At 63.0% G+C, this 13,461-nt stretch carries 12 protein-coding genes; 5 read left to right on the top strand and 7 right to left on the bottom strand.

Annotated features, from left to right (window positions below; genetic code table 11):
- Positions 1-6: 6 nt before the first annotated feature.
- The 7 genes from AC3WVQ_RS21275 to AC3WVQ_RS21245 all read right to left on the bottom strand — a co-directional run bounded on the left by AC3WVQ_RS21275 (position 7) and on the right by AC3WVQ_RS21245 (position 8,124).
- The gene (locus tag AC3WVQ_RS21275; RefSeq protein ID WP_404524458.1) at positions 7-1,530 is read right to left on the bottom strand and encodes an FAD-dependent monooxygenase; all 1,524 of its coding nucleotides are present in this window, start codon (positions 1,528-1,530) and stop codon (positions 7-9) included.
- Between the two features lie 150 nt (positions 1,531-1,680).
- The gene (locus AC3WVQ_RS21270) at positions 1,681-2,409 is read right to left on the bottom strand and encodes a FadR/GntR family transcriptional regulator (RefSeq protein WP_440657420.1); all 729 of its coding nucleotides are present in this window, start codon (positions 2,407-2,409) and stop codon (positions 1,681-1,683) included.
- 15 nt (positions 2,410-2,424) lie between these two features.
- Entirely contained in the window at positions 2,425-3,393 is a 969-nt protein-coding gene (yjfF, locus tag AC3WVQ_RS21265; protein WP_034789588.1) for a galactofuranose ABC transporter, permease protein YjfF, read from the bottom strand.
- Positions 3,390-4,415 (bottom strand): ABC transporter permease, encoded by a 1,026-nt coding sequence (locus tag AC3WVQ_RS21260; protein ID WP_060519347.1) that lies wholly within the window; start codon positions 4,413-4,415, stop codon positions 3,390-3,392. The genes yjfF and AC3WVQ_RS21260 overlap by 4 nt, the downstream gene beginning before the upstream one ends.
- Positions 4,412-5,926 carry a galactofuranose ABC transporter, ATP-binding protein YtfR gene (gene ytfR, locus AC3WVQ_RS21255; protein WP_440657421.1) on the bottom strand — a complete coding sequence of 505 codons (1,515 nt, stop codon included), beginning with the start codon at positions 5,924-5,926 and terminating at the stop codon, positions 4,412-4,414. The genes AC3WVQ_RS21260 and ytfR overlap by 4 nt, the downstream gene beginning before the upstream one ends.
- 133 nt (positions 5,927-6,059) lie before the next feature.
- Positions 6,060-7,022, bottom strand: coding sequence for a galactofuranose ABC transporter, galactofuranose-binding protein YtfQ (gene ytfQ / locus AC3WVQ_RS21250; RefSeq protein WP_034789595.1), 963 nt, complete (start codon positions 7,020-7,022; stop codon positions 6,060-6,062).
- A 202-nt stretch (positions 7,023-7,224) separates the two neighbouring features.
- The gene (locus AC3WVQ_RS21245; RefSeq protein ID WP_060643592.1) at positions 7,225-8,124 is read right to left on the bottom strand and encodes an EamA family transporter; all 900 of its coding nucleotides are present in this window, start codon (positions 8,122-8,124) and stop codon (positions 7,225-7,227) included.
- A gap of 91 nt (positions 8,125-8,215) precedes the next feature.
- On the opposite strand from AC3WVQ_RS21245, the gene AC3WVQ_RS21240 reads away from it, so the two are divergent.
- The 5 genes from AC3WVQ_RS21240 (at position 8,216) to AC3WVQ_RS21220 (ending at position 13,461) form a co-directional block, all read left to right on the top strand.
- Complete coding sequence (locus tag AC3WVQ_RS21240) at positions 8,216-9,103, top strand: LysR family transcriptional regulator (protein WP_492382959.1); 888 nt, start codon at positions 8,216-8,218, stop codon at positions 9,101-9,103.
- 134 nt (positions 9,104-9,237) lie between these two features.
- Entirely contained in the window at positions 9,238-10,266 is a 1,029-nt protein-coding gene (locus AC3WVQ_RS21235; RefSeq protein ID WP_034789603.1) for a LacI family DNA-binding transcriptional regulator, read from the top strand.
- 126 nt (positions 10,267-10,392) lie between these two features.
- Positions 10,393-11,661 (top strand): ABC transporter substrate-binding protein, encoded by a 1,269-nt coding sequence (locus tag AC3WVQ_RS21230; RefSeq protein WP_060585687.1) that lies wholly within the window; start codon positions 10,393-10,395, stop codon positions 11,659-11,661.
- Positions 11,662-11,743: 82 nt separating this feature from the next.
- On the top strand, positions 11,744-12,643 hold the full coding sequence (locus tag AC3WVQ_RS21225; RefSeq protein WP_034789839.1) for a carbohydrate ABC transporter permease: 900 nt from the start codon (positions 11,744-11,746) through the stop codon (positions 12,641-12,643).
- The gene (locus AC3WVQ_RS21220; RefSeq protein ID WP_051659165.1) at positions 12,640-13,461 is read left to right on the top strand and encodes a carbohydrate ABC transporter permease; all 822 of its coding nucleotides are present in this window, start codon (positions 12,640-12,642) and stop codon (positions 13,459-13,461) included. The genes AC3WVQ_RS21225 and AC3WVQ_RS21220 overlap by 4 nt, the downstream gene beginning before the upstream one ends.

Raw genomic sequence — 13,461 nt, 5'->3', positions numbered from 1 at the left:
GAAATCTCAAGCCGGCGCCGACAGGCGGATCCCCTGGTCGGCGAAGTAGGCTTCGAGGGCTTCCGGCATCGCTCGGTCCGCAACCACCGCCACATAGCTGTCCGGACGCAACAGATAGGCAGCATCCCGCGCCAGGCCGGCGGCGGCCTGTTGCTCGCCCCATGGGAAGACGTGAAGCGGCATGTGCTTGGCCGCGCACCAAGCTCTTATGTCGTTTTGCGCCTCGCCATAGACATGCACCTGCCAGGCGATGGCCGCCAGCGAAGCGTAATTGTCGAGGCCATTGATGCCTAGCCAGGGCAGCCGATCGCCACCCTGCACCCGGCCGCGCGCACTCCGGCTCAAGGGGCCGCCGCGATAGTTGAGCTGCGTCTGCGACAGGATGCGAAACAGGAATTCTCTGACACCGCCGACGCGGTAAGCGACACCAGCCAAGGCTGGGGCGACGTGGACGCGCAGGAAATCCGCGACGCTGCCTTCGGCCGTCACGAAGGTGAACAGCCGGTCGGTCGTTTCGACAAGCTGGCGGGCAAATGCGATCCGTTCGCCTTCATAGCTGTCGAGCAGGCGGTCCGGCGCCTGTCCCTTCAGCACCGCTGCGAGCTTCCAGGCAAGGTTGACCGCGTCGCCGATGCCGGTGTTCATGCCCTGGCCGCCGACCGGACTATGCACATGCGCAGCGTCGCCGAGCAGAAACACGCGCCCGCGCCCGAAGCGATCGGCGACACGATGATGCACACGGTAGGTGGAGAACCAGTTGACCTTGTCGACGGTGAGGCGAAGGCTTTCGATGGCGCGATGGCTCACATCGGCGAAGGTGAGAGCGTCTGCATCCTCCCGCTTCTCCCGCACCAGACCGATGAGGCGGCCCCGCCCCTCGGCATAGGCGAGCAAGGCGACGAAATCACCGGTTTCGAGCGATATATGGGCTTCTCCATTCGCAGTCGCGCCACTCACTTCAACGTCAGCGACGTAAAAGGTCTGGTTGTAGGTTCCGCCGGCAAAATCGACCTCCAGTCCGTGCCGGACCGGCGAGCGCGCGCCGTCGCACCCGGCAAGATACTGCGCCGTGCAAACGTCCGAGCCGCCATCGGGCAACTGCAAGCGAGCGCTCACCCCGGCGGCGTCATGCTCGAAGTCGACAAGCTCGGTCTGCCGTTCGACCTTGACGCCCAAGGCCGCCAGTCGGGCCTCCAGCAGCCGCTCGTGATGATCCTGCGGATAGACAAGAACGAAGGGATAGGGCGTCATTTTCCCGCCGGTCGGACTGAAGGATATCCGCGCCTTGACCTTGCCCTTCGCCCAGAGGTTGACCGAAGGGTTGCGGTGACCCGCCTCGAGCACGGCATCGGCCAGATCGAGCTGCCGGTAAAGCTCAAGTGTTCGCGCATGCACGACCATCGCCCGCGATGTCGGGCCGGGACCAACGTTCTTGTCGATGATGCGGACCTTGACACCCTGGGCGGTCAGCCAGAGAGCCAGCACCAGGCCGGTCGGTCCCGCGCCGGCGATCAGCACATCCTGTTTCACCCTGCTCTCCCCGCTCGCTCTGTCGGCGGCCCGGTCGCATCGGGATTTGGGTTTCTCCGCCCACAACGGCAGCCTACGCGCAGGTGCCGGCAAATGCCAAGCAGCGCGGCGAATTCCGCCTTGTGTCTTGCCGACGGACACGGCTGCGGATCAGCCGCGTGCCCTCAAATTGGCGATCAACTGCTGCTGGCCGACGCGGATCACCTGCTCCATCGCAACCCGTGCACCTTCCTCATTGCGCAGGCGGATCTGCTCGACGATGCGGATATGCGCGACAGCGACGCGGTCGATCTCGGCGCCATCGGCGGCCGTGTTGCTCAATTGAAAGACACCCATCAGCGCCGCCTCGATCAGGCTGCCGACGGTCTGCATGAACGGATTGAGCGACGCTTCGAGCAGACGGAGATGGAAGTCTAGATCGGCACGCGCCAGCGTCTGCGCGCTATGGCCGGCATCGCCCATGGCAACGGCCAGCCGCATCATCTGGGAAATATCCGCGTCCGTGGCGCGGCGTGCCGCCAGTCCGGCCGCATAGGGTTCGAGCGCCAGGCGGACCTCGCTGACATGGCGGAGAAACGCCTCATCGACGCCGGCCCGGAAATGCCAGGAAAGCACGTCGCCATCGAACAGGTTCCAGTTTGCCTGCGGCATCACGCGCGTGCCGATGCGGGCGCGGGCGACGATCAGCCCCTTGGCGGCAAGCGTCTTCATCGCCTCGCGCAGGACCGTGCGCGAAACGTTGAAGCGTGCCGCCAGTTCCACATCGCCCGGCAGGATATCCCCGACAGCGAATTCCCCTCCGACCACCGCCTGGCCGAGTTCCTCGACGACGAGCCGGTGGCTCGTGCGTTTGCGCGGCTGATGGGGGGACGGCCACATCGCGCGACCCTTGCCTCACGCCCGCTGCTGGCGCTGGCGCGAAACGAAGATGATACCCTTCTGCAGCAGGATAAAAGCAAAGAGCAGAAGGCCGATCAGGATCTTCGTCCACCAGCTCGACAGCGATCCGTCAAAGGTGATGTAGGTCTGGATCAACCCTTGAATGAGGATGCCCACCAGCGTGCCGGCAACAAAGCCCGAACCACCGGTCAAAAGCGTGCCCCCGATGACGACCGCGGTGATGGCGTCGAGCTCCACGCCGACGGCGGCAAGGGAATAGCCGGCCGAGGTGTAGAGCGAAAAGACGATGCCGGACAATCCCGCAAGCAGGCCCGAGAGCGCATAGATGCGGATCGTCGTCGCCGCAACCGGCACGCCCATCAGTCGCGCCGTCGCCGTGCCACCGCCGAGCGCATAGACATTGGTGCCGAAGCGTGTGCGGTGCGCGATCAGGATACCGATCGCGAAGACGAGCAACATCAGGCCGCCAATCAGGGTGATGCGCCCGCCGCCCGGCAGCTTGAAGTACAGCGCCTTCAAGGTCGCGTAGAAGGGATGCTTGATCGGAATGCTGTCGATCGACAACACGAAGGCCATGCCCCGCGCCAAGAACATGCCCGCCAGCGTGACGATGAAGGGCGGCATTTCCAGATAGTGGATGATCGCCCCCATCGCGGCGCCGAAGAGCGTCGCGATCGCCAGAACCATCGCGAAGGCAATGAGCGGGTGGATGCTCGTGTGTTCCAGCACGACGGCGAGAAACACGCCGGTAAAGGCGATCACCGAGCCGATCGAAAGATCGATGCCGCCGGAGATGATGACGAAGGTCATGCCGACAGCGGCAATGCCGAGGAAGGCGTTGTCCGTCAGAAGGTTGCCGATGACACGCGTCGACAGCATGTTCGGATATTGCGCCACGCAAAGCGCGTAGCCGAGCAGGAAGATCACGAGCGTTGCCGTGAGCGGAAGATATTTCGGCTTCATTTTGCGGCTCGCTCGCTCGGGTTTCTCGCACCGCGCGCCGGCACGAGGAAGGCAAAGGCCGTGCGGAAGCGCGGCGACTGAAGCACCAGGATGAAGACGATGATCGCGGCCTTGATGATCAGGTTGAACTCTGGCGGGAAGCCGGAGAGAAGAATGCCGGTGTTGATCGCCTGGATGATGATCGCGCCGAGCACCGATGCGGCGATGCTGAAGCGGCCGCCGAGCAGCGACGTGCCGCCGACGACGACCGCAAGGATGGCATCGAGCTCCAGCCACAGACCGGCATTGTTGGCATCCGCACCGCGGATGTCAGCGGCGGCGATAATGCCGGCGATGGCAGCGCAGAGACCGGAAAGCACATAGGCGGCGATCAACAGCACAGGCGTCAGCACCCCGGACAGCGTGCTCGCCTGGCGATTGACACCGATCGCCTCGATCAGCATGCCGAGCGCCGTCCGCCTTACGAGCAGCGCAGTCAATATGCCGAATATCAACCAGATCACCACCGGCATCGGTAGGCCGGCAAAGGAACCGCTGCCGATGAAGACGAGGCCGGGGTCGTTGAAGGTCAGGATCGCCCCCTCGGTGATGAGCTGGGCGACGCCGCGGCCGGCGACCATCAACACCAGCGTCGCGATGATCGGCTGGATGTCGAGCACCGCGACCAGCACCCCATTCCAGAGACCGCAAAGGATACCGACGCCAAGCGTGATCAGCAGCGTCGCGGCGAGCGAGTGTCCCGACGTGATCGCCGCGGCGGCCGTTGCGCCGCAGATCGCCATGACCGCGCCAACCGAGAGGTCGATGCCCTTGGTGGCGATGACGACCGTCATGCCGATTGCCAAAAGCACCACCGGCGCGCCGCGATTGAGGATATCGATGAGGCTGCCATAGAGGCGGCCATTCTGGATCTGCAGGTTGAGGAAGCCGGGAAACACCAGTGATACCGCCGCGACGATTATGCCGAGCGCAATCAGCTGCGGCAGCAACCGGTTGAAATAGAGCCTGAGGAACGACGTCACGACGTCCTCCTTTCATTGGTTGCGGCGATCGCTTCGACGATCTCACTGGCAGTGATGCGGCTGCCGTCGAGTTCGGCGACATGGGCGCGGTCGCGAAGCACGATGACCCGGGTGCTGTAAGCGACCAGTTCCTCGATCTCCGAGGAGACGACGATCAGGGACAGGCCCTTCTCGCGCAGCGCCTCGATCAGCTTGACGATTTCCGCATGGGCGCCGACATCGATGCCGCGCGTCGGCTCGTCGAGGATCAGGAATTCGGGCTCGGTCGCGAGCCAGCGCGCGAGGATCGCTTTCTGCTGGTTGCCGCCGGACAGAAGCTTGATCGGCTTCTCCCGATCGGCCGTGCGGATATCGAGCGCGCGAATATAGTGGTCCGCCAGCCGGTTCTGCTCCGCCCGCGAGATCGGCCGCGTCCAGCCGCGGCGGGCCTGCAGCGCCAGCACGATGTTTTCGCGCACCGAGAGATCGCCGATAATGCCCGAAGTCTTGCGATCCTCCGGGCAGAAGCCGAAGCGATGGCGAATGGCAGCGCGCGGCGACGAGAGATCGACCGCACGACCATCGATCTCGGCCCCGCCGCTGTCAGCGCGATGGGCACCGAAGAGAAGCTCGGCGGTCTCCGTCCGTCCGGAGCCGAGCAGGCCGGCCATGCCGACCACTTCGCCGGCCCGGACATCGAGGTCGAAGGGTCGGACGCGCCCCTTGCGGCCGTAGTTTCGGAAGCGGTAGCGCAACGGCCCTTGCTCGGCCTCGGCGCGCGGCGCGTGGATTTCCGCCGCCAGCTCGCGGCCAATCATCATCGCAATCAGCTCGCGGCGATCGAGATCGGCGGTTTCACGCGTTCCGACGAGCTGCCCGTTCCTAAGCACGGTAATCCGGTCGGAAATCTCATAGACCTGTTCGAGGAAGTGGGTGACGAATACGATGCCGAGCCCGCGTGCCTTGAGGCGCCGGATAATGCGGAACAGCATCGCCACCTCATGCGCATCGAGGCTCGCCGTCGGCTCGTCGAGGATCAGCACCTTGCCGGAGAGATCGACGGCGCGGGCAATGGCGACCACCTGCTGGATCGCCACCGAATAGCTGGCGAGATCGCGGGTGACGTCGATGTCGAGTTCATAATCGGCAAGCAGATCCCGAGCCCGCCGATTCATGGCACGGGCGTCGACCATGCCGAAGCGGCGCGGCTGGCGCCCGAGGAAGAGGTTCTCGGCAACCGTCAGGTTCGGCAGCAGATTGACCTCCTGATAGACCGTGCCGATGCCGAGCGCCTGGGCTTCGAAGGTGTCGCGCGGATCAACCTCGGCATCGTCGAGCAGGATGGCGCCGCCGTCGCGACGATAGGCGCCGGTCAGGCATTTGATCAGGGTCGACTTGCCGGCACCGTTTTCGCCAAGCAGCGCATGAACCTCTCCGCGCCTGAGGTGAAAATCGACCTTGTCGAGGGCTCTGGTCCCCGGAAAAGTCTTTTCGATCCGGATCGCCTGGAGAATGTGGTCATTGGTCTGCATCGATACCGTCTCCGCGATGCTGGTATCTACTGACGAGAAGCACAGCGCCTAGCTGCGGCAAGCTGTGCTCTTCAGACGGAAACTCGGGAAAGAGCGTGGCCCGCGCGAGAAGCAGCGCGGGCCACGGCCGACGTCAGTAGCCGAGGCCCTTCTTTTCCTCGTAGACCTTCAGCGGCTCGTCGGCTTGCGTGTAGAGCTTCGATTCCGTCTGGATCCACTTCGGCGGCGCGGTGCCGTCCTTCTGGAAGGCGGCAAGCGCATCGAAAGCGGGACCGGCCATGTTCGGCGTCAGCTCGACCGTGGCATTGGCTTCGCCGGCGGCCATCGCCTGGAAGATGTCAGGAACGGCATCGATCGACACGACTAGGATGTCCTTGCCCGGCTTCAGGCCGGCTTCCTTGATCGCCTGGATGGCGCCGACGGCCATGTCGTCGTTGTGGGCATAGAGCGCGCAGATGTTCTTGCCGCCGTCCTCAGCCTTGAGGAAGCTTTCCATGACTTCCTTGCCCTTGGTGCGGGTAAAGTCGCCGGTCTGGCTGCGGATGATCTTCAGGTTGTCGTGGCCGGATAGCGCCTGTTCAAATCCCTTCTTGCGGTCGATCGCCGGCGAGGAGCCGGTCGTGCCCTGAAGCTCGACGACGTTGCAGGGCTTGCCCGCGGTCGTGTCGACCAGCCATTTGCCGGCAACATTGCCCTCATGCACGAGGTCGGACGTGACGGCCGTCAGGTAAAGCTCATTTGACGAATCGACCGTGCGGTCGAGCAGGATGACCGGAATTTCCGCGTCCTTGGCTTCCTGCAGCACTTCGTCCCAGCCGGTTGCAACCACTGGCGCCACGAGAATGGCGTTCACCCCTTGCGCAATGAAGGAGCGGATCGCCTTGATCTGGTTTTCCTGCTTCTGCTGTGCGTCAGCAAATTTGAGGTCGATGCCGCGCTGTTCGGCCTGCTGCTTGGTCAGTGTCGTCTCGGCGGCGCGCCAGCCGGACTCCGAGCCGATCTGCGAAAAGCCGACGACCAGATCGGCCGCGGATGCGCTGCCAAACGTGCAGGCAGCAAGGATCGTTGCACTCGCAAGTGCCTTGGCGATTTTCATGATTTCCTCCCAAAGAAAGCTGCCTCCACGCAGCCATCGAGAAAAAATCATATAATATTACTTTTGTAAACGGGCACATCTCGCCTGTCGTGCGCAACGTGCCTATTTTTTTGGAGAGGTTGGCGCGGCGGGCTGAAGCGCCAGCCCTCAACTGCGAGTTTCAGAAAGCCGATAGCAGGCAAAACAGCCTGGTTGCTGCGCTCTAGGCTTTCGCCAGCAAGGTTCCGGCGGCGCTCGCGAGCATCACGAGGGCCACGCCGAAGATCTGGTTGAGGGAAAGCGCCTGACCCAGCACGATGAAGCCGGCACCCGCGCCGATCGCCGGCTCCAGGCTCATCAGGATGCCGAAGGCCGATGGCTGCATGCGCCGCAGCGCCATGAATTCGAGCGCATAAGGCAGCAGCGGCACCAGGATGGCAAGCCCGGCCGTCATCAAGAGCATGTCGAAGGAGAAGCCGGACTGCACCTGAGACAGGCCGAACGGAGTCGCAAAGAGCGCGGCAAACAGCAGCGAAACGGCGAGCCCTTCCAGTCCCTTGAAGCGTTGGCCAGCCTGCTTCATCAGGATGATGTAGCCGCCCCAACCGATCGCCGCACCGAAGGCAAACAGAAGCCCGCGCGTATCTGCGACCCAGGAGGAACCGTCCCAGGAGAGGCAGAGCACGCCGGCCGCAGCGATAACGGGACAAAGCAGGCGCCAGCCACGGCCGCCGAAAACGGCAGCGACAGTCAGGGGACCGAGAAACTCGATCGCCACGGCAAGGCCGAGGGGAATGCGGGCGATCGCCGCGAAGAAGCAGAGCGTCATCACCGCCATCGTCGCGCCGAGCGAAAGCGCGGAAATCCATTGCGCCCGGGTGTAGCGGAGAAAAGGCGGGCGGACGAGGATGAGCAGGAAGGCGGCCGCCCAGGATAGCCGTAGCCAGGTTGCGCCAAAGGCTCCGACGCTTTCCATGGCGGGCTTCGAAAGGGCTGCGCCAAACTGCACGCTCGACATCGAGAGCAGGCAGAAGACGATGGCAAGCGTGACGCGCCCGTTGGTGTCATCCGTCGCACCCGGTTCGCTCCACGCGCTATCCGCTGTCGTCTCTGTTTCCGCCATGTCCGTTCTCCCCTTGGGCTTGAACAGACATAACAATCCCGGCACAATAAGGAACGCTAATAATTGTGATACCTTCATAAAGGATCGTTATATGCATGATCTGGATATCGCCCTTTTGCGCGCCTTCGTCGTGACCGCCGAATGCGGCAGCGTCAGCGGCGCTGCGCAGCGGCTGGCCAGGACGCAAGCGGCCGTCAGCATGCAGTTGCGCCGGCTGGAGGACGATCTCGGCGCCAAGCTCCTGAACCGCAATGCAAGGGGCATGGACCTGACCGAAGCCGGGCATGTGCTGCTGCCCTATGCGCAGAAGATGTTGGGCCTGAGCGCCGGCGCCCGGCGGGCGCTTGCCGGGCAGGCCGTCCAGGGACCGATCCGCTTCGGCATGATCGAGGATATCGCGGTCGGCTCGCTACCAAAAGCGTTGCAACGGTTTGCCGAATGCCATCCGAATGTCGCGCTCGAACTGACGGTGACCGAAAGCACCGTGTTGTCGGAGAAGCTGTCGCAGGGCCGGCTCGATGTCGCGATCGGCGACCCGGCGCTGATCCACGGCGAGGCGATCCTTACCTGGCGACTGCCGCTCCGATGGGTTGCGGCGCGCGGTTTCGAGGTGCCGGCGGAAGGGCCTCTGCCACTCATCACCTTCGACGGCGTCTGCACCTGGCGGCAGAAGATGATCGAGGCGCTGAAGGGCGGGGATCGCCCCTGGCGCACGGTGCTGACGAGCGCCAGCCTGTCTTCCATCCAGTCGATGATCGAGGCGGGCCTCGGCGTAGCCGTTCTCCTCGATCTCAACATCCGTCCCAACACGATGCGGGTTCTCGGTGGTGAAGAGGGTCTGCCCCCTGCCCCGGTGATCGAGTTTGGGCTTTTCGCCGCCGACGATCAGGGTCTGGCGTCCCGCCCGGTCTCGGCTCTTTGGGCGTTTCTTTCCGACGAACTGCAAGCGCAGGCCTTGGCAATTGGCCGCGCGGCGTGACCACGCGCGGTTGCGTCCCGTTCTATGAACGAAATAAGACGCCCAGCGATTGAAAAAACCCAGGCAAAATTTTACTAAATAAAAATTGCGCCGCGCCCGAAAGGAGGGCCGCGGCGGCGGGCAGGACGTGGGACATGGTAACAATCAAGGAAATCGCTTCGGCTGTCGGGGTCTCTTCGGCGACTGTTTCTCGGGTGCTGAATTACGATCCGACCCTCTCGATCTCCACCAAGAAGCGACAGGCGATCATCGAAACGGCCGAGGCGCTGAATTATGCGACGCCACGCAACCGCGGCCGCGGCGCCGGGGCAATGCAGGGCCTGAAATTCGCGCTGGTGCATTTCCTTCAACCCGCCCAGGAACTGATCGACCCCTATTATGTCGGCGTCCGGCTCGGCATCGAAAACCGCTGTCAGGCGCTGAAGATCGAGGTGGTCAAGGTCTTCCACAACGGCAACCTGCCGGAGGCCGCGATCCTGCAGGGCGCCAGCGGCGTCGTCGCCGTCGGCCACCACTATGGCGAAGAGGTCCATTGGCTGCGCCGGCACAGCCGCCATCTGGTCTTTGCGGACTTTGCCCCCGACGATGACGTCGACGACAGCGTGATGAGCGACGTCTCGATCGCGATGAACCGCCTGCTCGACGGCGTTTACGGCATGGGCTACCGCCGCATCGGCTTTCTCGGCTGGATCGACGCTTTCAGAGACAAGGACGACATCCATTCGGAGCGTCGCTGCCGCGCCTTCATACAATGGATGACGAAGGCCGGCCTCTACGATCCCGAACTCTGCATGGTCGAAAAGCTGACGCCCGATAGCGGCTATACGCTCGCCAAGGCGATGCTGTCGAAGCCCAATCCGCCCAAGATCCTCGTCACCTGCAACGACAATATGGCGATCGGCGCTTACCGCGCGATTCACGAAATGGGCCTGCGGATCCCGGATGATGTTGCCGTGGCGAGTTTCAACGACATTCCTGTCGCCCAGTTTCTCGGGCCGCCGCTTTCGACGGTGAAGATCCCCGCCGAAGTGATCGGCGAGACCGCCGTTGACCTCCTGGTCGAGCGGCTGACCGGGCGAGACGTGGCCAAGAAGGTGATCCTCGGAACCGAGATGGTCTGGCGCGGCAGCACGATGGCGAGAGCCGCCGCTCCCGGTGCGTAAAACGGTCGGTAAAAAACGCGTGGTAAAAATTTACTGAAATATTGCCTTCTTCAGAATTTTGCGAAATACTCCGCGCCGAGACTAGGAGGAACGTCTCGGGGAACGAATTTCGAGGGAGGAGAAACTATGGACACGCGTACCTATCTGCCGCGCTTTGCCGCCATCGCGCTTGCAGGCGCCAGCTTCTTGGCCGTCACGGCCGCCGAGGCCAAGGAAATCACCATCTGGTGCTGGGATCCGAACTTCAACGTCGCGATCATGAAGGAGGCCGGCGCGCGCTACACCAAGACGCACCCGGACGTGACCTTCAACATCGTCGATTTCGCCAAGGCCGACGTCGAGCAGAAACTGCAGACCGGCCTCTCGTCCGGCACCGCAGACGCCCTGCCCGATATCGTTCTCATCGAGGACTACGGCGCGCAGAAATATCTGCAGTCCTTCCCCGGCGCCTTCGCGCCGCTCTCCGGCACCGTCGATTACTCCGGCTTCGCTCCCTACAAGGTCGAGCTGATGACGCTGGATGGCCAGGTCTACGGCATGCCGTTCGATTCCGGCGTCACCGGTCTCTACTACCGCAAGGACTATCTGGAGCAGGCCGGCTTCAAGCCGGAGGACATGCAAGGCATCACCTGGGATCGCTTCATCGAGATCGGAAAGCAGGTCGAAGCCAAGACCGGCAAGAAGATGATGGGTCTCGACCCGACCGACGCCGGGCTCGTGCGCATCATCATGCAATCGGCCGGGCAATGGTATTTCGACAAGGAAGGCAAGACGAACATCACCGGCAACGCGGCGCTGAAGGCGTCGCTTGAGACGGTCGGCAAGATCATGGCCGCCAACATCTACAAGCCCGCCGCCGGCTGGGCCGACTGGGTCGGCACCTTCACGTCCGGCGATGTCGCCACCGTCATCACCGGCGTCTGGATCACCGGCACCGTCAAGGCGCAGCCGGACCAGTCGGGCAAATGGGGCGTGGCGCCGATCCCGGCGCTTTCGATCGACGGCGCGACGCACGCCTCGAACCTCGGCGGCTCGAGCTGGTACGTGCTTGAAAGCTCAGCCGAGAAGGCCGAAGCGATCGACTTCCTGAACGAGGTCTACGCCAAGGACGTCGACTTCTACCAGACGATCCTTACGGACCGCGGCGCCGTCGGCTCACTGCTCGCTGCCCGCGGCGGTGCCGCCTATGGCGAGGCCGATGCCTTCTTCGGTGGCGAAAAGGTCTGGCAGAACTTCTCCGACTGGCTCGCGAAGGTCCCCTCGGTCAACTACGGCGTCTTCACCAACGAGGCGGACACGGCCGTTACCGCACAGCTTCCGGCACTGCAGCAGGGAACGCCCGTCGACGACATCCTGAAGGCGATCGACGCCGAGGTCAGCGCACAGGTCCAGTAATCGCCGCGGCGATTATCTGCATTGCTCCTGGCCGCGGTAAACACGCCGCGGCCAACGGCTCCTGCTATCCATGGGGATGATGATGGCTCTCGCGCGTCGCGGCGGCATCGGCCGATATTACAACGTCAATGGCTGGCTCTTCGTCGCGCCGGCACTCGGGCTGATCGCCCTTTTCATGATCTATCCGATCGTCTGGTCGCTGTGGATGTCGTTCCAGTCCGGCCGCGGCATGATGCTGAAATTCGCCGGCTTTTCGAACATCATCCGCCTCTGGAACGATCCGGTCTTCATCAAGGCACTGACGAACACGCTGACCTATTTCGTCGTGCAGGTGCCGATCATGATCCTGCTGGCGCTGATCCTGGCGTCGCTGCTCAACAATCCGAAACTCGTCGGCCGCGGCTTCTTCCGCACCGCCATCTTCCTGCCCTGCGTCACCTCGCTGGTTGCTTATTCGGTGCTGTTCAAGGGCATGTTCGCGCTCGACGGGATCGTCAACTCGACGCTCGAGGCGATCGGCCTCATCGCCTCGCCGATCCCGTGGCTGACCCATCCCTTCTGGGCGAAGGTGCTCGTCATCCTCGCCATCACCTGGCGCTGGACCGGCTACAACATGATCTTCTATCTCGCGGCGATGCAGAACATCGACAAGTCGATCTACGAGGTCGCGCGGATAGACGGCGTGCCCGCCTGGGCGCGTTTCACCCACATCACTATCCCGCTGTTGAAGCCCGTCATTCTGTTCACGACGATCATCTCGACGATCGGCACGATCCAGCTCTTCGACGAGGTCTATAACCTCACCGAAGGCAAGGGCGGACCGTCCAACGCCACGCTGACCCTGTCGCTCTATATCTACAACCTGACCTTCCGCTTCATGCCGAATTTCGGCTACGCGGCGACGGTCTCCTATGTGATCGTGGTGCTCGTCGCCCTGCTCGCCTGCCTGCAATTCTTCGCGGCACGGGAGCGCGACCGATGAACAACGGAACCACACGTATCGTCGGCACCATCGTCACCTACGGCTTCGTCGGGCTGATGGCCTTTCTCTCGATCTTTCCCTTCGTCTGGATGCTGCTCGGCGCGACCAATTCTTCGATCGACATCATCAAGGGCAGGATGATGCCGGGCAGCGCGCTTGCCACCAACATCGCCACTTTCTTCACCCAGGTGAACGCACCGCTGGTCTTCTGGAATTCGGCCAAGATCGCCATTCTCGCGACGGTGCTGACGCTCGCCGTGTCGTCGCTGGCTGGCTACGGCTTCGAGATGTTCCGCTCGCGCCACCGCGATAGGATCTACAGCGCCCTTCTGTTGACGATGATGATCCCGTTTGCCGCGCTGATGATTCCGCTGTTCATCATGATGGGCAAGGCGGGGCTGATCAACACGCACCTCGCTGTCGTGCTGCCGACCATCGGCTCTGCCTTCGTCGTCTTCTATTTCCGCCAGACCACCAAGGCCTTCCCGTCGGAACTGCGGGACGCCGCCAAGGTCGACGGGCTCAAGGAATGGCAGATCTTCCTATTCATCTATGTGCCGGTCATGCGCTCGACCTATGCGGCGGCCTTCATCATCGTCTTCATGACGGCGTGGAACAACTATCTCTGGCCGCTGATCGTGCTGCAGTCGAACGAGCAGAAGACGATCACGCTGGTCATCTCCTCGCTCGCTTCCGCCTACTACCCCGACTACGGCGTCGTCATGGTCGGCACCATTCTCGCGACACTTCCCACCCTCGCCGTCTTCTTCTTCATGCAACGCCAATTCGTCCAGGGAATGCTGGGCTCAGTCAAATAG

This window comes from Ensifer sp. EB106-05-01-XG146 (genome assembly GCF_058791875.1).
Note: the sequence above shows the minus strand (reverse complement) of the source record. Positions and strands in the feature narration are given on the sequence as shown.

Coding starts and splice junctions, on each gene's coding strand:
- ytfQ (WP_034789595.1), bottom strand. CDS start 7,022: ATGAAAATCGCCAAGGCACTTGCGAGTGCAACGATCCTTGCTGCCTGC.
- yjfF (WP_034789588.1), bottom strand. CDS start 3,393: ATGAAGCCGAAATATCTTCCGCTCACGGCAACGCTCGTGATCTTCCTG.
- AC3WVQ_RS21240 (WP_492382959.1), top strand. CDS start 8,216: ATGCATGATCTGGATATCGCCCTTTTGCGCGCCTTCGTCGTGACCGCC.
- AC3WVQ_RS21245 (WP_060643592.1), bottom strand. CDS start 8,124: ATGGCGGAAACAGAGACGACAGCGGATAGCGCGTGGAGCGAACCGGGT.
- AC3WVQ_RS21235 (WP_034789603.1), top strand. CDS start 9,238: ATGGTAACAATCAAGGAAATCGCTTCGGCTGTCGGGGTCTCTTCGGCG.
- ytfR (WP_440657421.1), bottom strand. CDS start 5,926: ATGCAGACCAATGACCACATTCTCCAGGCGATCCGGATCGAAAAGACT.
- AC3WVQ_RS21230 (WP_060585687.1), top strand. CDS start 10,393: ATGGACACGCGTACCTATCTGCCGCGCTTTGCCGCCATCGCGCTTGCA.
- AC3WVQ_RS21270 (WP_440657420.1), bottom strand. CDS start 2,409: ATGTGGCCGTCCCCCCATCAGCCGCGCAAACGCACGAGCCACCGGCTC.
- AC3WVQ_RS21225 (WP_034789839.1), top strand. CDS start 11,744: ATGGCTCTCGCGCGTCGCGGCGGCATCGGCCGATATTACAACGTCAAT.
- AC3WVQ_RS21220 (WP_051659165.1), top strand. CDS start 12,640: ATGAACAACGGAACCACACGTATCGTCGGCACCATCGTCACCTACGGC.